Origin of the sequence: Parafrankia soli (assembly GCF_001854695.1) — a bacterium.
Classification (GTDB): Bacteria; Actinomycetota; Actinomycetes; order Frankiales; family Frankiaceae; genus Parafrankia; species Parafrankia soli.
In genome coordinates this window covers 23,525-41,613 of the sequence record NZ_MAXA01000221.1, presented here as the reverse complement: position 1 = coordinate 41,613, position 18,089 = coordinate 23,525, and the positions used below count along the sequence as shown (strand labels likewise).

General features: G+C 69.8%; 8 protein-coding genes. 3 read left to right on the top strand and 5 right to left on the bottom strand.

Annotation, left to right across the window (positions count from 1 at the left end):
- Window positions 1-221 precede the first annotated feature (221 nt).
- From BBK14_RS19885 to BBK14_RS19875, 3 genes are all read right to left on the bottom strand, one after another.
- On the bottom strand, window positions 222-2,492 hold the full coding sequence (locus BBK14_RS19885) for an MBL fold metallo-hydrolase (RefSeq protein WP_071064726.1): 2,271 nt from the start codon (window positions 2,490-2,492) through the stop codon (window positions 222-224).
- Window positions 2,489-8,407, bottom strand: a complete 5,919-nt coding sequence (locus tag BBK14_RS19880) for an ATP-binding protein (RefSeq protein ID WP_198541347.1) — start codon at window positions 8,405-8,407, stop codon at window positions 2,489-2,491. Before BBK14_RS19880 ends, BBK14_RS19885 begins: the two co-directional genes overlap by 4 nt.
- Window positions 8,408-9,299: 892 nt before the next feature.
- Entirely contained in the window at window positions 9,300-10,484 is a 1,185-nt protein-coding gene (locus BBK14_RS19875; protein ID WP_131802355.1) for a hypothetical protein, read from the bottom strand.
- A gap of 198 nt (window positions 10,485-10,682) precedes the next feature.
- Here BBK14_RS19875 and BBK14_RS38445 point away from each other — a divergent pair, with 198 nt between their 5' ends.
- Window positions 10,683-10,844 (top strand): hypothetical protein, encoded by a 162-nt coding sequence (locus BBK14_RS38445; protein ID WP_157904305.1) that lies wholly within the window; start codon window positions 10,683-10,685, stop codon window positions 10,842-10,844.
- A 16-nt stretch (window positions 10,845-10,860) separates the two neighbouring features.
- Complete coding sequence (locus tag BBK14_RS42910) at window positions 10,861-11,403, top strand: hypothetical protein (RefSeq protein WP_157904304.1); 543 nt, start codon at window positions 10,861-10,863, stop codon at window positions 11,401-11,403.
- 269 nt (window positions 11,404-11,672) lie between these two features.
- Here the strand turns inward: BBK14_RS42910 and BBK14_RS19865 are convergent, their stop codons facing one another.
- Complete coding sequence (locus BBK14_RS19865) at window positions 11,673-13,226, bottom strand: alpha/beta hydrolase domain-containing protein (RefSeq protein ID WP_071064718.1); 1,554 nt, start codon at window positions 13,224-13,226, stop codon at window positions 11,673-11,675.
- A 134-nt stretch (window positions 13,227-13,360) separates the two neighbouring features.
- Between BBK14_RS19865 and BBK14_RS19860 the strand changes: the two genes are divergently transcribed.
- Window positions 13,361-13,810: a Tgt2/MlaC family protein gene (locus BBK14_RS19860; RefSeq protein WP_071064716.1), complete on the top strand. Its 450-nt coding sequence runs from the start codon at window positions 13,361-13,363 to the stop codon at window positions 13,808-13,810.
- Here the strand turns inward: BBK14_RS19860 and BBK14_RS19855 are convergent.
- Entirely contained in the window at window positions 13,804-17,904 is a 4,101-nt protein-coding gene (locus BBK14_RS19855; RefSeq protein ID WP_071064714.1) for a bifunctional nitrate reductase/sulfite reductase flavoprotein subunit alpha, read from the bottom strand. The two genes, BBK14_RS19860 and BBK14_RS19855, sit on opposite strands and share 7 nt — an antisense overlap.
- Window positions 17,905-18,089: the final 185 nt, after the last annotated feature.

Below are 18,089 nucleotides of genomic sequence, written 5' to 3'. Positions count from 1 at the left end.
GGCGCCATTTTCTCACGGGTTCGGCTCTGAAGAGGTCCGCGTTCCGCCTGCTCGATCGCGCCCATTCCGGCTCTCAATTCGTCGATGAGGCGGTGGGTCAGTTCCGTGCTTACGAACCCTCGCCGCCTACGCCAGAGCACTCGGTGGGAACCTGGAGATCATCGCGGACTTCGGCGGGGAACGGCTCGTGATCGGCTGAAGGCTGTCAACCCGACCTCTGGTCATCCCCGCCATCCTCCGGTAAGGACGGTGCCCTGGCCGCGCAGCGCCAGCCGCGACCGGAAGGTCTCCTGCCCGCGCGGTTCGCCGTGGACCAGCATGACCTCTTTCGCGCCGACGTCGGTCGTGATGGCGGTCAGCTCATCGGCCGTGGCGTGCGCACCGAGGCCGTACCTGCCAACCTGCGCGGCGACGCGCACCTTGCTCGGCGGCCCGTCGACGGTCGGAAGCTCGAAGTAGCCGCCGCCCGCCTCGGCTAGCGCCAGCAGGCGGGCGCCGGGGGAGTCCTCATCCTGGTACCCGACGACCATGAGGCCCGCACGCGGATCGGGAAGCAGCTCGCGAGCCCATCGGACGGCGGGTCCGGCGGTCAGCATGCCCGAGGTGGCGATCACCACGCCGCTGCGCAGGTTCCCGATGGCGTCGGACGTCCCGTTGGGCGGAACCGCGCGGACCCGAGGGCCGAAGATGCGCATGGGACCGCCATCCGGACCGGTCTGCTGCTCGTAGACCGACGTGACGTCACGGGCGAGCCCGTCGATGCGGATGTCCACATCGGGCAGCGCCTCCGCGAGTGTCAGGGCGACCTCCTGCGCCCGGCCGAGTGCGAACGCTGGAATGAGCACCCGCCCGCCCGCGCTGGTCACGGCTGCGACGGCGGTCACCAGCTCGGCTGCGGCGACGTGACGCGGCGCCATCCTGCCGGCGCCGGCGTAGGTTGACTCGAGGAGGAGCAGGTCCGCGCCCCTCGCTGACTCCGGCACCACGATCCCGCCGACCGTGCGTTGCTCGGAGCGGGACACGTCGCCGGACACGACCACCCGCTGATCACCGGCGTGCACGATGACGCCGGCCGCGCCGACGACATGGCCGGCCCGGAAGAGCTCGATCTCGAGGGCGCCGATGCGATGGCGCCGTCCGAACGGAAGCGTGTGCATCTGGTGCAGGGCGTGCTGAACGTCGTCACGGCCGTAGGGCGCGGTCTGGTTCTCGCCGTCCGCGCTGCGGCGGGCGAGCACCTTCGCGGAGTCGAACCACATCGTCGCCAGCAACGCCGAGGTGGCTTCGGTAGCCAGGACCGGCGTCTGCGGGCTGCGGGTGAGCAGCGCGGGTACCCAGCCCGCGTGGTCGTTGTGCGCATGGGTGACGACGACGGCGTGCAGCGGCCCGGCGAACGCATCCTCGATGCGTGGCGGTGCCAGCTGGTCGGCGGACCTTCCGCCCGGCCGGCTGCCGGCGTCGACGAGTAGCCGCGTATCGCCGGCGGTGACCAGTACGCAGGACCCTCCGATCTCCGTTCCTCCGCCGAGCACCTCGATTCGCAGCGTTCGTTCACGCAGGTTGGTGACGGGTGGGGGAGGCTCGACGAAGGCATCCAGGAGTGCGGGTAGCCAGGTCGAGACGGTTTCGGTGAGTACCGGCGGCAGGCCCGCGTGCCGGGCGGCCGCCTCAAGCTGCGCGGCGTTCACGGCGGCGGGCGCCGCCCTGCCAGGGTCGACTTGTTCCGGCTCTCCGGGAGCGCGCCCACGGGTGTCCTGCGGGCCCGGGTTCTGCCGCGGCTGGAGAAGAGAGCTCAACGCCGCCGCGACCCACCGGGGGTCCATGGAGTCGCGCTTGGCCGCGTCGAGCCGGGCCTCGGCGGCCTCGGCCCGGGCGGACAGGGCCACGAGTTCCTCGCCGAGCTCGAGTATCTTCACGCGCAGTTCCCGGGCGTCGTTCTCGGCGAGGCTGGCCTGTCGCCGGGCCTGGTTCCGCGCTTCCCGGACTTCGGTGAGACGCACCTGGGCCCGATCCTCGCCGCGTTGCCGTGCCGACGGCCGGCTGTGCCGCTCGCGTTCGCGCCGGTCCCGTCGCGACACCCGCCGCTGCTCGTCGAGCAGGACTCGTACCCGCGCGGCGGCCCGGCGAGCCCCTTCCGGATCGGGGCCGGTCAGTAGCGCGACGAGGTCGCCCGCCACGCCGTTGTCCGCCGTGCCGTCGTCCGCCGTGCCGTCGTCCGCCGTGCCGTCGTCCGCCGTGCCGTCGCCGGGAGGCAGTTCCGTGAGCTCGTCCTGTGCCTTCATCCCGGCCAACCGCGTCGCGGTCGCCGACCGCAGCTCCGGTGACTGCTGGAGCAGCTCGGCCACGAGCGCGATTCCCTCGCGGCTGTTCACCACCCGATCGGGGTCCACCGCCTCGGACGTCTGCTCGGCGATGACGGTCGCCGCGACGCGCAGTGCGATCCTGACAGCCGCTGGAACCAGGTCGACGCCTGAGCCGGTGCCGCTCGTCATCCCCGGGCGCCTGGGCCAGCGGTGACCAGCCGGGCCAGGACGGGCTCGGGACGGAGCCGACCGGCCTCGTCGACGCTGAGGCAGCCCAGCGCCGTCAACGCGGCGACCACGTCCTCGAGAGAGCCGAAGTCGGCGCTCTTGGCCAGCTCGAACAGATCCGGCAGATCCTCGAGCACGGCCGCGATGGTCTGGGGGTCCTCTCCATCCGGACCGCAGAGCTCGATCGAGTTCCGGAACGTGTCGGCCAGCGTTCTGTCGTCCAGGCCGGCCTCCCTGATCAGTTCCCGGCCGCCCCGCCCCGACAGCCACTGGTCGAGATCGGTCAGCACTCGGGCACTCCAGGAGCCGGCGCTCGCGGAGCGCTGCGCGACGTGCGCGACGGCCTTCGCCCACCCACCGCTGCTGGCCAGCAGCTGCGCCCGTGCCTGTTCGTCGCGGAAGGGCAGGTCGTCCTCGTCGCACCACAACCGCAACCCGGGTTCGTCGATCCTCGCCAGCTCGACTCTGTTCGGGTGCCTGATCCAGGCCGCGGCGTTGGCTGGTGAGGTCACCAGAGCGACGGTGATCTCCTGTGTCGCCTCGACGACCGCGGCCTCAGCCGCGACGAGCAGCGTCCGCAGCGTCGGGACCGAGGCGTTCCGGGTGTCGACGACGACGAGAGTCGCATGGACGGCGCGACCGACCGCGGCCCGGATGCCGTCCGGTGTCAGCACGGTGCACCGCTGGACATCATGGATCAGTCCCGCCATCGAGGCGTTCGCCTTCTCCAGAGCCGCCGCGACCCAGTCCACTCCGAGCGCCGGTGAGCCGACGATGGTGATGACGGTCCGGCGTGCGTCCAGCACGCGCCCGAGCTGACGTTCGGTCAGCGGTGACCGGACGCGGTCCTTGACCTCACGCCGGTAGGACCCGGCGTCGGACACCGACGGCACCATCAGCCGTTCGGATGCGGTGTAAAGAGCCTCCAGCACCTCGTCCTCGGTGCCCAGAAGACGGAGCACCGTCGGTGTGCGCAGCCGGTAGCGGCCGCTGTCGAGCGCGAGGACACCCAGGTCGACGCACTCGGTGACCAGGCTGTTGAAGTCGTCCGCTCCCACTCCGCTGAAGCCGGCCGGCCAGTGCTGACGCGAGGCCTCGGACAGCTCCGCGAGGCTGAGACTCGCGTCGATGCCGCGCAGGTGCGCCGCCTCGGCCACCGTGTAGGTGATCACCAGATAACGGTGGTCGAGATTGAGTGTCAGTACGTACTTCTCACGGAACGCGGCACGAAGTTCCGGGTCGCTGAACACGCCATCGACGTCCTCCGCGGTGATCAGCTGTGGTGGGCCGTCGTCCGGCACCACCTTCGCCGTCAGGTGGCGGACCAGGGCCTCGCCGAACAGCTGGAGAAGCGCCGGCAGGTTGTTGGCCATCGCCAGTATTCGCGCGGGCAGCGCGCCCTCGTCCGCGAACGTGAAGCCGAGCGCAGCCAGCGGCTCGGTCAGCAGCTCGTGGGCATGTTGCGGGCGCAGCGGCCCGACGCTGACGGGCCGGCCGAGGTGCGAAAGCGGCTGGTTGGGAAGTGACTCGAAGCGGGCGGTGCGGTGCAGGCCCGCGAAGACAACCTTCGCCCGCCGGTCGGAGTCCAGCATGACCTTCCGGCACCAGTCGACGTGCATGAACCGGTTGCCGGCCGCGTCGGCTTCCAGGAACGCATCGGCCTCGTCCAGCAGGATCAGCAGCGCCCGGGCAGGGTCGGCACGCAACCAACGCAGGATCGCCGCGTGTACGGCCTCAGCCAGGTCCGACCCCGGCTGTGGGTTCTTGTCGACGATGCGCAGCTCCGCGAGTCTGGGCCACAGCGCACGCCAGAGCAGCTCCGGGCGCCCGTCGGCGCCGATGGTGAACACGCTGGTGAGGACCGCCTCGTGGCCTGGGCCGGCCTCGCTGAACTTGCGGGCCGCGGTGCGCAGCAGCGCGGACTTGCCGAGCTGACGCCCGCCGGAGACGAATGAGGAGCCGCGAAGATCAAGAACGGCGTCCAGCTCATCGGTGCGCCCGTAGAACATCTCAGGTGCCGTTTCGCCCGGGGTGTCCCGATAGGGAGTTGCCGCGGTGAACGGCAGAGCGGTGGCGGCGAACGTGCTGCGTCGGGGCTCGTTCTGGCAGACGAGATACACCAGGCACGCCGGATCGAGCAGAAGCAGCGGCGGCCGCGGCCGACCACGCGCCGCGTTCGCGATCGCGCGCCGGTCCGCCGGAGACAGGGTTCCGGCCAGCCAGAGAGCCAGCACGGTGTGGTCCCGGGGCTCGGTGGCCAGCCACTCGATGAGGGTGGCCGGCGTCGGCGGACTCTTGACCAGCACGACTCGCAGCGTGGCGCCGTCCGGGCTCATCGCCGAGCCGAGCGCCGGCGTGAGAGCGTCACCGGTGCCGCTCACGCCCTTGAGGGTCGCCCACTGGCGGCTGGTCTGGCCTGCTACCAGCGGATCCATCCGGGCGTCGGCGAACTCCAGACCGGCCTGGGCGAGCACGGCCCGCAGTGCTGAGGCGATGTCGCCCTTCCGGGCGTTCCGTTCGTTGGCGCGGCCCGCCAGCGCCCGCCAGGCACCCAGGGCCCTGCGGCCCGCCTCGCGTCGAGCCTCGGACAGCCCAACCGGATCGAGCCCGAGGCCGGCGAGCTGGGGGCCGACCGAGTTCGACGCGCCGGTGAGGGCGACGTGCAGCTCGTCGACCAGTGTGGGCCGGTCGATCGCCAGCAGCGGCACCGTCAGGAAGAAGCGGGCCAGGTGGTTGACTCCGCCGGAACCCGCGGGCAGTCCACCACCGGCGGTCACGGTCTCCAACGACTCCTCCGCGCTGGCGACGTGGCCCCCGCGAGCCCTCTCGACGAGGATCTCCGCGACCTCGGCGACGTTCGCGTACTTCTCGGCGCGCTTCTCGATCCGGGCCACGGTTCGCGCGATCGCGCGCTCCTTCTGGACGTCGAGGTCGTCGACGATGGCGTCGGCGGTTGCCCGGATGCGGCCGAAGTCCTGGCGCGCGGAGTCCTTGAGCGCCTCCGTCCGCGCGGCGAGCGCGGCCCACGGCTGGTCGTCGAGAGTGCCGTCCAACCGACGAGTGGCGATCAGATCGCTCAAAGCGTCCACGCGGCGGCGGACCTCGGCTGACTGGCGGTGGATGTCGGCCGCGCGGCGCCTGTCGAGATCAGCGGCCGTGTCCGGCTCCTCCGGGCGGACGCCGGCCACGAGCACCGCGGTCAGGTCATGGTCTCCGCGGCCGGCGCGCAGAGCGTAGACCTCGTCGGGAGCAGGGCGGTCGATCTCGGCGAGCCGGCGAAGCTCCGGCAGCGCGGCCTCGGTGAGGYCGCCGTCGGGCAACAGCGTCGAGGCCTCGAGTGGCAGCGTGGTCGCAAGCAGCTCACCGTGCGCCGCGTAGGAGATCGGGGGTTCCTCGGACACCGGAGCCAGGCCGTCGCAGACCGCGAGAGCGTCGCTGAAGAGCCTCCCGGCCGCGACGACGACGGCTGGCAGATCGCTGATCTGCCTCAGCTCGTCCAGCGCACGGCCACGGACGTCCTTGAGACTTGCGTGCAGTTTCGCCAACGCCGCCGCGTGCCAGTCGCCAACGGTTCCCGCTCGGCGCTCGGCAACCCGCTCGGCGCGCTCCGCCCAGGTGTTGGCGCACTCGACGGCCTCATCCCAGCGGTTGACAAGATTGCCCCGGGCACCGGCGACAATCCGGTTCTGACTGTTGCGTCGCTGCGCCGCGAAGGTCGAGTCGATCATCTTGGTCGCCTTGCCGCGGAGCGCGACGACCTGGTCCCGTACCAGCTGGATGTTCTCCGGCTTGTTGGCCGCAGCAAGAGCCAACAGCCGTCCCAGGTCCCCATCACGAGCCACCCAGGCCAGGTAGACCCCGTTGGCCGGGATGTACTTGATGCTTCGGCGGGTGCTGCCCGACAGGAGCTCCGCCGCGGCTGCCGCGGCTTCCGTGGCCAGCGACTCGGCGGCGGCGAGAGTGCCGACCGCGTCCGCGGCCTCCGCGAGCACGACAACTCCCGAGCGGCTGGCGTCCGCCAGCGCGCCGAGGGCGAGGGACAGATTGGGCTGGCTGCTGACGCAGGCGAGCAACTCGCTGATGACCTTGGCCGATCCCGCGGACGGGGCCAGCACCGCGATGCGCGCGGCCGCCAGGAGAGCGATCAGTTGGCCGGCGCGGTCCTCACCGAGAGCCTCCCGGTTGACGTGGGGCTCCAGATCGGCGAACGCGGACGCCAGGGGACCGGCCGGCGCGCGCAGCGCCACCGCGTAGGCCGCCAACCGGCGGGCCGCGACGCTGGCGTACGCGGCACCGCTGGCCTGCAGCAGGTCGGCGGCCAGTCCGAACCGATCCTGGGCCAGGAAGGCGTCCGCGATCGCCGTCGTGTCAGTGGTCGCCACGGGGGTGCTCAGGGGCCGTGTCTCGATGCTCGGCGCGGGATCCTCTGGCCCGAGCTTCGGCTCCTCGGGCTTTGCTACAGGGAGGTGACGGCGTGGGTTGCTGATGGCGGCGAGCGCGGAGCCCTTGCCACTGCTGTCGAGCAGGGCGCTCAGCCGGGAGAGATCCAGGATCTCGTCGCGGTCACCCGCTGTCTGGTTTGCCAGGCCGGGCTCCTCGGATTCCTCGTCGGGGTCGGAGCTCGGCCCGGCGGGGTTTGATTCAGGGCTGGGTGTGGCTGGCGCCGGGGCACGCCGAGCAGGCGCGGAGTCCAGCGGCTCTGGGACCGCGTCCGTCTGGTCCTGATCCACGGACGGCGTCGCGTCACCCTGCTGGGCAGGCGGCTCCGCGACGGCTACGTCTCCAAAGGTGACCGCGTCGAGCAGCGGATTGATGTCAGCCCACGAGACAGCGACATCCGACCGTGCCTCGGCCAGAGCGGCATAGCCGACCTGCATGCCCGAGCGCTTGGCGGCGGTCAACTCCATGAATCGCCACAGCGCCGTCAGGGGTTCCCTGGATATCGTCGAATCCGCCAGCGCGGCCGCGGCCAGCGCGCGGATCTTGGCGATGAGGTCGGCGAACTCGCCGGGTCCCTCGATCCGGGTCAGGCGGCCCAACCAGACCGCCTCCTCGGCCACTCTCGCGGTGTCGCGAACCAACACCTCGGCCGCGTCGCGCATCGCGTCCCGTGTCAAAGGTATGTCGGCCCCGAGCTCGCTACTTAGCCACCTCACCGCGGCGACGGCGGACTCAGCATGGTCGGCCAGGTCGTCGATGAGTCTCAAGTCGGGAATGCCGCCTTCGCGTAGCGAGCCGGCGACGGTCTGGGCCACATCCTGCGTCCGATCCCACTGCTCCAACACCCGGCCGACTGTGGCGAGGCCATCGCCATCGTCGGCCGCTGTGGCCTGTGACGTGGAGATCGAGATGCCTCGCTCATCGGCCATGAGTACCTCGTCGTCGGTTTCGGGCTCGATCTCGTCGTCGAACACGTCATCGAACATGGCAAACTCGTTGAAATCGTCGAGGTCGGACCTTCCGAGGATGGTCAGGCGCGCTGTTGGCGTGAGTTGAGCGAAGGGCCGTTCGGGCACGTCTGGTAGTTCCGGGAAGCCCGTCCGCAGGACGTCGTGCGCGGATCTGGCCGACTCCTCGTCAACGGCGAGCAGTGACAGCGCGACCGCGGCCGCCGCGGCGTTGCTCGCTATAGCCGAGGTGAGGCCAATGGTTAACAGCGCGGGGCTGGCATCGGAGACGAAGCGCAAAAAGGATGCGAGGCCCTGTGACCTGCCGAAGGCCCGCAGCGCCTGGTCGTCATCGCTACCGAGGATGGCGGCCCAGGTCTCCGGGTCCGCGTGCCAACTGAATATCGCGACCAGCGGGGCAGTCAGGTCCCGGAGAAGATCGGAGCGCGCGGAACGACTCTCGATGCGTGCGCGGGTAAGTAGGTGCATGGCCATCCCGCGGTTCACCGCTGCCGCCGGTCGCACCCCCAAGCCGTGCTGCAGCACAGCCTGCCGCACTGGAACGGGCATCTGGCGAAGTGTCCCGAGTACGTCGTCAGCGGTGAGCTGACTGGCCGCGGCAGCGGCGATGGCGTCGAGGTCGAGCTCACGAGCGATCTGCTGACCGGTCGGCCAACCTGCGGGTGTCGACGGTGCCGGCTCGTGGTTGTGATCACACCCGCGTGCGCGATGCGATCTCCGTTTGGCATGGGACATCGAGGCAACCTCCCCCGTTAGGCTGAGGAGTGATCCTAGTCTGAGGCGCCGACATTTCCGCCGGCGCATGGGCTGCTGGTATCTGCCTCGCGGATCTGTTGCCTCTCGGTCAGAGATAAGGTGTCGTCGCCCGCCGGGCTCTTTGCTCGGGCGCTGTCCCGCAGACGTCGACTGGTCGAGGTCGTCACCGAACTCGGGGCGGTTTACGCAGGACGAGGCAGGATGTGGAGACGGTGCTGGTGGCGGGGCCGGGTCGGCGGCCAGCGCGTGCCGGCCCGCGTGCGATCCGATCTGCCCGCTGGCTCATAGCGGGCAGCGCCGGTGGTCCGCCTCCGGTGTCATCGATCCGACCGGGACGGTGAGACACGGCGCGGGCCAGTTCGGTCGTCTTCCGACGACTGCTGATTGGCAGAGGGAAAGTGACATGGCAGCCGCAGAGTTACTCCGTTGCCCCGGTCTGATCATTGAACAGAACGTTACGTTCGGTCCGTCTCCAAGTCATCGGGATTGCGTCATCGAGCAGCGATACTCGTGGGTACAGCGGTGGTCGTCGGCCAGGGCGCCGCCACGCACCACCGGATCGGCCAGTCGTCGGACCGCCGCCTGCTTCTTGCTCAACCGCAGGTCAGGATGATCGATGTAGGACTCGCGCGGGCGAGGCGGCCTGACGCAGGCAGGTCTGGATCGTCTTGCGGTGAACACCGCTGATTCCATTTTGATCGGTAAGTCCGGCGACGGGGTCCGTCGAGTCGGGCCGGACAAGGTGAGACCTCCGGAGGTAGACCGCGTCCGCGGCGATCAGGCAGTTCGTCGTCAGGACCCGGGCGTCACAGGCGAGCAGGAACTCCAGGGCACGGCAAAGTTTCTCGCTGTTCCGGGAGATTCGACTCAGCGCACTCACCGCGAACACGAAACCCGGTTCGGTCTCGGCCGTCCTCAGGGCGGCCATCAGAGCCTGGTCGAACCTCGGGTCGATCCCGCTGCAGACGACCTGCCGGAGAAAGCCCGAGGACGCTCTCGCCGCCGCCGTGGGCGCGTCGACCAGTTCGTCATCGGTCGGCAGCTCCGGGCTGGCCGCCACCGGTAGTCGGTAGGACGCCCGGCCTCCACCGTCGACAAGGAGCCCGCGCAAGGCCTCGAGGGCGGACCAGGCACGTGGATAGCGCGCCGCCAGCCCGCCGAACATCCCGCCGTCGAGTCGGCCGGGCGCGCTGGCAAGTAGATGGGACAACGGTCCGGCGGCAAACGTGGTGATCGCCTTGATGCCGCCGACGTTGACGACACCGCGGGTGTGCGGCACCTCGAGCGCACTGTTGCGGACCACTACCGTGGTCGCCGCCTTCAACCAGGGCGATGCATCCGCAGGGTCGTGGTCGAACGACTCCTCGAAGAACGGGGCGGAGATCACCTGCCGGGCCGTTCGGCCGAGGGCGGCCATCGCCTCGGCCCGTTGCAGCACATCGCCGGCTATGGTCGCGCTCTCCTCCGCCGGCACATCGCATGCCTCGGTGAGCATGCCGGGAAGGGCCTTGTCGCAGAACTGGCGCATTGCATCTGGATCAGGTTTCAGGGACATGTGACTCCCGATCTTCAATGTGCTTGCGTGGAGCGGCGGACAGCCTCGCATGATCAGGAGATTGACATCATCACCGCCGATACGCTGGTTGTCGGTCGCACGCTGTAGCTTCTGCAGGATAACGCAAGATAATGGAAGTAAACAACCGAAACCATCGATAGCAATGGGGAATCCGTGAGGAGGCGGCGAGCGGCCACAGCCGGAGTAGGGGACGGGAAGCATGCGGCAGGTCACGGGTGACCGTGGGCGCTCGCCTGGTCCGGGGCCTCGACGACCGCTCCGACCTGGGGCTTTTGTTCGTAGAGCGCTCCGACCGGCACCCGTGTCGCCGGTGAGCGCGTCGGCGACGAGGACGCTGGCGGATGCCGCCGGACGCGGCGGTCTGGTGCGGCGCTTGCCGGGGCAGCGGCCGTCGCCGCGATCGCGATTACGATGACCGGCTGCTCAGGCTCGGACGGTGACACCGAGTCGCCGACCGCGTCCGCGTCCGCGCCTCAGGCCGTCGAGACCGCGGTCGTCTCGGCGACGCCCGTCGCCGCGGAGACACCGGCGACGCCGACCGGAAGCGTCGACGGCGGCCGGCGCCACCCCTGAGCCGACGCTCCGGCTGGTGGTGTCCGAAGCCGAGGTCGAGGCCCAGATCGGTCCGATGCGCCGGATGTGGGACGCGGGAGGGGAGTACACGCCGGACTGCCCCGGCGACCTCCGCAACGAGGTGGACGCCGAGATGTACTGCCTCGGGACCCGCGCCGAGGACAGCTCGACGATCTATGCCCACGTGTACGTGGCCTGGGCCAGCGGCGACAGGACCGGCCTCGGACGGAGCTATGGCGGACCGACCCCTTCCGGGACTCCTGCGACGACCGACGTCCGCCCGGCTGACCGACGTCCCGCATGCATTCCCGCGTCAGGACTCCAGGAGGCTCCGCAGGCGTCCGAGGTCCGCACGCACGAGCGCCGCGTCCCGATCGAAATCGCCATCCGCCACGCCGGGCAGCTGGTAGAGCGTGAAGACGACCTCGCTGCCCGCACTGTTGCGCAGTACTCGGAGCGGGTTGTGAACCACCGTTCCGTCCGGGAGCGTCACATCGTGGTCAAGCACACCGTGCTGCACCGGACCCGTGAAGGAGACTTCGACCGTTCCCATCGGTGAATCCGTCACCCAGCGCCCTTCCTCGAGCCGGATGCCGTTGCTCAGGCCCGCCGCCCACAGGGGAAGGTTCTCCDGGTTCCCGGCGAAGGCCGCGACCGCCTCGGGGGCGCGTTCGATGGGCTGTGAGATGTGCAGCGCTCGCCACGTCATTCGGCCAGGCTACGAGGAGCCGCGGCACACGCGAGGGAGGGAACGACGCCGTCCGACGGAGTGCGGCCTCTTCAGTGGCCGCCCTGACGGCCTCACGCTGAGTCATGTTCGACTCGGCACTAGCGTTCGGGGAACAGTTCGGCCGCGTTGGCCGCCGCGGTCGCTTTGAGCGCAGGTGCGTCGCGGGCGGGGATGTACCCGGCTGTCACGGCTTCGTCGGCGGCGTGGTCGTAGGCGGCGAGGTAGGCTTGGCGGTCGGGGTAGAGGGTCCGCAGGCGGGTGGTCGGGAAGGGCGACATCGTTCCGAACAGGGAGTCCATCAGGGAGGCGCCCGGGACGGTACCGCTGTAGGTCGCGACRGGAACCTCGAGTTCCGGCATCCGGATACCGCCGAGGGCGTTGCCGTAGGTGTCCCGCTCGATGCGCGGCGGGTTTCCGGCGAAGGCGATGCGGGGCAGTGACGGCGGCGGGGCTCCGCCTGAGGCCCACCTCACCAGGTCCGCGCTGGCGGCGGACACGACCGGCTGCCAGTTGAGCGAGTTCGGAGCCGCCGTCGCGCCGACTGCGCCCGAGGTCGACCCGAGGGCGGCCGTGGGCAGGGTGAGGCCGTCGCGGGTGAAGAGTTTGACCACGTCGCCGATGGTGTCGGAACCGCCCCCGGCATGGGCGGCACCCGCGATCTCCCAGAATCGGAACGTGGCCGAGTCCGGTTGACGCGCCGGGTAGATCGACTCCGCCTCGGTCTCCGTGCTCACGAGGATCGACGGGATGCCGAGGTCATCGCGGATTCGCGTGGGCGGCCGGGTGAGTGAGGCGGCGGCGTCGTCGGCTTCCGCGGCTATCTGGAAATCGGCCGCGCGCCCGAAGCTGGTGATCAACAGGGCGCCGTCGAGTGCCTTGCTCAGGGGCTGGACGCCGTTGAGGTAGGAGGTCAGGCGGAAGCCGGACTGGGATGCGCCGGTGCCGAACACGTGCTTGACGTCAAATCCGGCCATCGGGTCGACCGGCAGCTCTCCACGCTCGCGCCCGACGAGGAGCGCGGCCTTCGTGAAGATGTCGTAGGAGAAGTTGTCGCCGGGATGTGTCAAAGATCCGTAACGATGCGGGTCCCAGTTCCGCAGGCCGTTTCCTTCGGCCCCGGGAACTCCGTCGAGGCCGACCTTCTGAGCCGACACGTAAACGGTGGCGTCGCCATCGCGCACGCTCTCGTGGGTGAAGCTGCCGATCTCGAATCCGGCCGTCACATTGAGCCAGGACAGCCAGACGGTGCCGCTGAACTTCCTGGGCTCGCTGGGACGGATCRCGAGAATCCGCGTCCTGAACGGTGCCGTGGCGGCCGGCCGCAACGTCCAGCGGCCATCCGTACCGAGCTGCGTGCCCGGCTCCGGGGCGTAGGAGGTGGCGTTGCCGTCGAGGATGAACTCCTGGGCGGTGTAGCCATAGCTGGCGAGATCGAACACCGGGAGCGAGAAGGGGTTCGGACGGTCGCCATTGGTCGTCGGTCCCGTGACGGTCGTCCCGGTGCGCCTCGCCGCGTTGACGGTCGGCGTCGCTGTCTGGGCGGGCGTGTCTCCGCCAACGTCGTCAGCGCAGGCCGCGACACTGGTCAGAGCCGTGACCGCCACGAGGGAGAGCAGAAGCGGGGCTAATCGACCTGGCCGGCGTCGTCTCATGCGCGCTCCTGATATTTGTGCACGACAGAGGCCGCTGTCGCGTGTAAAGAGCTTGGCGGACGCTATGACCCTAATGCCACAGTAGGTGTGCGTCCAGACGATCCAGAAATATTATCTGGCCGTCGACGAGCTTTGTGGCCGCCGTCGCCCGGTCGAACCATCCACGGGCAGCGGTCGGCCAACCGTGGAGGATCGCGAATCCGGAACAGAGGAAGCARCTGACCGAGCTGTTCACGCAGGTGGCCGGGCGGTTCCTCGCGGATACTCTCGCCCAGGTCACCACGTTCAAGATCCTGCCGACCAGGTCGAATGAGGAGCCTGGGACGGTCCACGGAACATTCCGCAGCACCGCCGCCCCGGAGACGAGCTCCATCGCGTTCCGGTGGGTGAAGCAGGCGGAGGGGTTGGAGCTCGCGGATTTTGCCATCGAGAGCCTGTGGATCACGACGACCTACCGGCAGCAGTTCGCGCAGGTCATGAATCAGGGATCGACGCCTTCCGAAGGTACTGACGATCCGTCCGGTCTCTACGCTTGGGGACATGACCGACAGCACGATCCCGCGCCAGTCGACTGTTGTCAGTAGACGTCGCGAAGATAGCGCCCGTCGGTGATGAGCTGTCGGACATAGTCGCCGGCCTGTTCGGCGTTCAGGTCCCCGTGCTTCGCCACGACGTCGCGCAGAGCGGTGTCGACGTCCTTGGCCATCCGCGCCGCATCTCCGCACACGTAGACCACGGCGCCCTCGCGCAGCCAGCGCCACAGCCGCGCGCCTCGCTCGCGCATGCGATCCTGCACGTAGATCTTGGCTCGCTGGTCGCGGGAGAAGGCCGTGTCGAGTCGGGTCAGCAGTCCCGACCGCGTGAACTCGGCAAGCTCATCGCTGTAGTAGAAGTCGGTCGCCTTGCGTTGCTCGCCGAAGAAGAGCCAGTTGCGACCGGTGTGACCGCGGGCCCGGCGCGTGTCCAGGAAGGCGAGGAACGGGGCCAGCCCGGTGCCCGGGCCGATCATGATCATCGGCGTCTCCGGGTCGGACGGCGGGGCGAATCCCGAGGAGCGGGCGACGGCGACCTTCAGTGGCGTACCGGCCGGAGCGTCGGCGAGGAACGCTGACGCCACGCCGGTGCGTGCCGTGCCCGAGGGTGCGTCGTAGCGCACCACGGACACAAGTGTCCGAATCCGTCGAGGCGAGACCTCAGCCGACGACGAGATCGAGTACCGGCGTTCACGTAGGGGCCTGAGGAGCTCGCACCACTCCTGCGCGGAGGCGTGCGTGCCGGTCTCGGCGATCACATCCACGGTCTGCCGTCCCCAGAGCCACCCGTCAAGATCCGCACGGTCGCCGCGCAGCAGACGTTGGAGGTGGCGGGAGCCGCTGCGCTCAGCCACGAAGGCGAGAAACGCGCGGGATGGCTTCGCGATCTCAAGATGGTCGCGTAGGGCGACGGCGAGCTCCGTCCGGCCGAACTGGAGCAGTTCGACGATCGTGTCGCCGCGCAGACCTGTCGTGCTGAGCCATTCGTCGACCAGCTCGGCGCGATTGCTGGGCCGCAGGACGAGGGCGTCACCGGTCTCGTAAGTGAGGTCGCTGTCCTCCAGGTCGATCAGGAACTCACGAACCTCCTTGGCTGAACCCACGCCGCTGAGCAGTCGGTTGCCCGCCAGGATCACCCGGTGCGTCTCACTCACCCGCGGGGCCCGGGACGCGCCCGAGGGCCGCGACACCGTCGGAGGCACAAGCGCAGGCTCGGGCCCGGCGGTGGAGGCCTCCGCGCGAGCGGCAAGCACCCGGTCGAGCCAGGCCTGGGCCGCCTCGTCGAAATCCGGCTCGCAGTCGACCCGGTCGGCCAGGCGCAGTCCGCCGAGTTCGGCGAGCAGCTCGTCGATACGCCGGCCATGGCCGCAGAAGTCGCTGTAGCTGCTGTCACCGAGGGCGATCACGCTGAAGCGGACGTCATCGAGCGGCATCGAGCGAGCTCGCAGCCTCGCCAGGAATTCGGAGCCGTTGTCGGGGGACTCCCCGTCGCCGAAGGTGCTCGTGACGACCACGAGGTCGGTGCGCGGGGCGATGTGGTCGATCTCGTTGAGGGACAGCCTGGTGACGACGGCGCCGGACTCGGTCAGCCTCGCCTCGGCCTGTTCGGCGATCCGTTCCGCGTTGCCGGTCTGGGAGGCCCAGCCGAGCAGCACCCCGCGCTCGCCTGTCCCCGACGAGATCTCGTGTCCTTCGGCCGGAAGGCGTGACCAGAGACCGGCCAGTACGCCGTTCACCCACAGGGCCGTCCGCGCGGTGACTGGTGCCGAGGGCGGGAGCGTGGGTACCGAGGTGAGCGGTCCGCGCGCGAGATCGATACCCAGGCCCGCCACGAAGCCAGCTAGGTAGGTGCTTTCATCGTCGTTAAGCGCCGGGGCTGCCGTCCCGGCAAGCCCGAGCAGTCTCGCGACGGGTGCGGCGGAGGCCACGTCGCCCGCCTGAAGGGCGGAGGCCACGTTGTCCGCCGGAAGTACGTCGTTCGTGACGGTGGGCGGAGGCTGGGCCGTCGTGGGCGTGTGGACGCGCATGAGCGCGACGGCGCTGGCCTTGAACCCGGGCTGCAGGGAGACAGGGTCCACCGCGTCGGATGTCGTGGCGTTCACCGCGAGGTACTCGCCGAACATGTCGTTCCAGTGGAACGGGGCGAAGCAGTTGCCCGGCTGGACCCGGTCGGTGACGGCGGCGGGCAGGACGGCGCGCCCTCGCCGCGAGGCGACCTCCACCTGGTCCCCTTCGGAGATTCCGAGTGCCGCGGCGTCGTCCGGGTGAATCTCGATGAACGGGGCCGGGTTGAGCTTGTTGAGTCGCCCGACGCGTCCGGTCTTGGTCAGGGTGTGCCACTGGTGCTGGAGGCGGCCCGTGTTGAGGAGATAGGGGTACTGCTCGTCGGGCATCTCCTGCGGGTCGACGTGCGGCCGCGGCCAGAACTTCGCCCTCCCGGACGGAGTCGGGAACCGTGGGCCGTCGTCGGTCAGGTAACGGATCGGGTTGCGAGCGCCGGCGCCTGGTGGTGCGGGCCACTGCATCGGCCCGTCCCGCAGTCTGTCGTGGGTGATGCCGCGTAGGTCCCAGCCGGTCACCGGATTCCACGCCTGACGCAGCTCGTCGAACACTTCCTGCGCACTGTTGTAGGTGAAGTGGTCGGCATATCCCAGACGGGCGGCGATCCCGGCGATGAGCTGCCAGTCGGCGTGTGCCTGGCCGGGGGGGTCCGCCGCGGGCTGGGTGAGGGTGAGATTCCGTTCGGAGTTCACCATCACGCCGGCCGTCTCCGCCCAGACGGCCGCGGGCAGGACGACGTCGGCGTAGCCGGTGGTCTCCGTTTCGGTGAAGGCCTCGTGGACGAGGACGAACTCGGCCGTCTCCAGGCCTTCGATGACGGTGCGGCGGTTCGCTACGGTGGCGACCGGGTTGGTGCAGATGATCCATGCTGCCTTGATCGCCCCGGCCGACATCTGCTCGAACATTCCGATCGTGCCGTTGCCGTGGTCCGCGCGGATCGTGTCCGCCGGCAGGCCCCAGAGCTGCTCGATGTGTGCGCGGTCGGCGGGATCCAGAAGCGACCTCTGCCCGGGTAGGCCCGGCCCCATGTAACCCATCTCGCGGCCGCCCATCGCGTTGGGCTGTCCGGTGAGCGAGAACGGCCCGCTCCCGGTGCGGCAGATCGCGCCGGTCGCGAGGTGGAGGTTGATGAGGGCGTTGGTGTTCCAGGTGCCGTGGGTGGACTGGTTGAGTCCCATCGTCCAGCAGCTCATCCAGTTCCCGGCGGCCGCGATGAGTGCCGCGGCGGTGCGCAGGTCGTCCTCCGGGACGCCGGTGATGTCGGCGACGGTGGCCGGGTCGTAGCCGGCGAGGAGGTCGGGCATGGCGGCCCAGCCCTCGGTGTGGGCGGCGACGAACGACTCGTCGACCGCGCCGGAGGCGTGCAGCAGGTGAAGCAGTCCGTTGAGCAGTGCGATGTCCGTGCCCGGCCGGAGCTGGAGGAACAGATCGGCCTTGTCCGCCGTCGCCGTCCGGCGGGGGTCGACCACGATGAGCTTCGCGCCGGCCCTGACGCGATCCATCATCCGCAGGAACAGGATCGGGTGGCAGTCGGCCATGTTCGCGCCGATGACGAGGAACACGTCGGCGTGGTCGAAGTCGTCGTAGCTGCCGGGGGGAGCGTCCGCTCCGAGGCTGAGCTTGTAGCCCGAGGCGGCGCTGGCCATGCACAGCCGGCTGTTGCACTCCTGGTACTGGGTGCGCAGGAAGCCCTTGGCGAGCTTGGTGATCAGGTATTGCGCCTCGATGCTCAGCTGGCCGGAGGTGTAGATGCCGATGGCGTCCGGGCCGTGTTCGTCGCGCAGCGCCGCGAGGCGGGCGGCGGCGAGGTCGAGCGCCGTGTCGACGTCGACCGGGGCCGGCTCCTCGTCGCGGCCGGCCCGGGCGAGCGCGGTGGTGAGGCGTCCGGGCGCGTTGAGCATTTCGGCTGTGGTCGCGCCCTTGGTGCACAGCCGGCCACGGTTCACCGGATGATCGGGATCCCCTGTGGAACGGACGACCCGCGGGGTGTCCCCACCGCGGTCGACCTCGAGGACGATCCCGCAGCCGACACCGCAGTACGCGCACACGGTCCGGACCCGGTCCAGCGCGACCTTCGTGGTCACCGAAGCACCAGGTGCACTCTGCGGTGTCCTGTGGGTGGGGTGATGGGCGGCGCTGGCACAGGGCGACGGTTCCAGAGCCGGGTTACCCGGACTCGCGTGTCGGGTTGCGGTCGCGCAACCGTCCCCTCACCACGGCGGACGGCGCGTGGCGAGCAATCCGTTTCGGCGAAGTAACCGTGCCGACC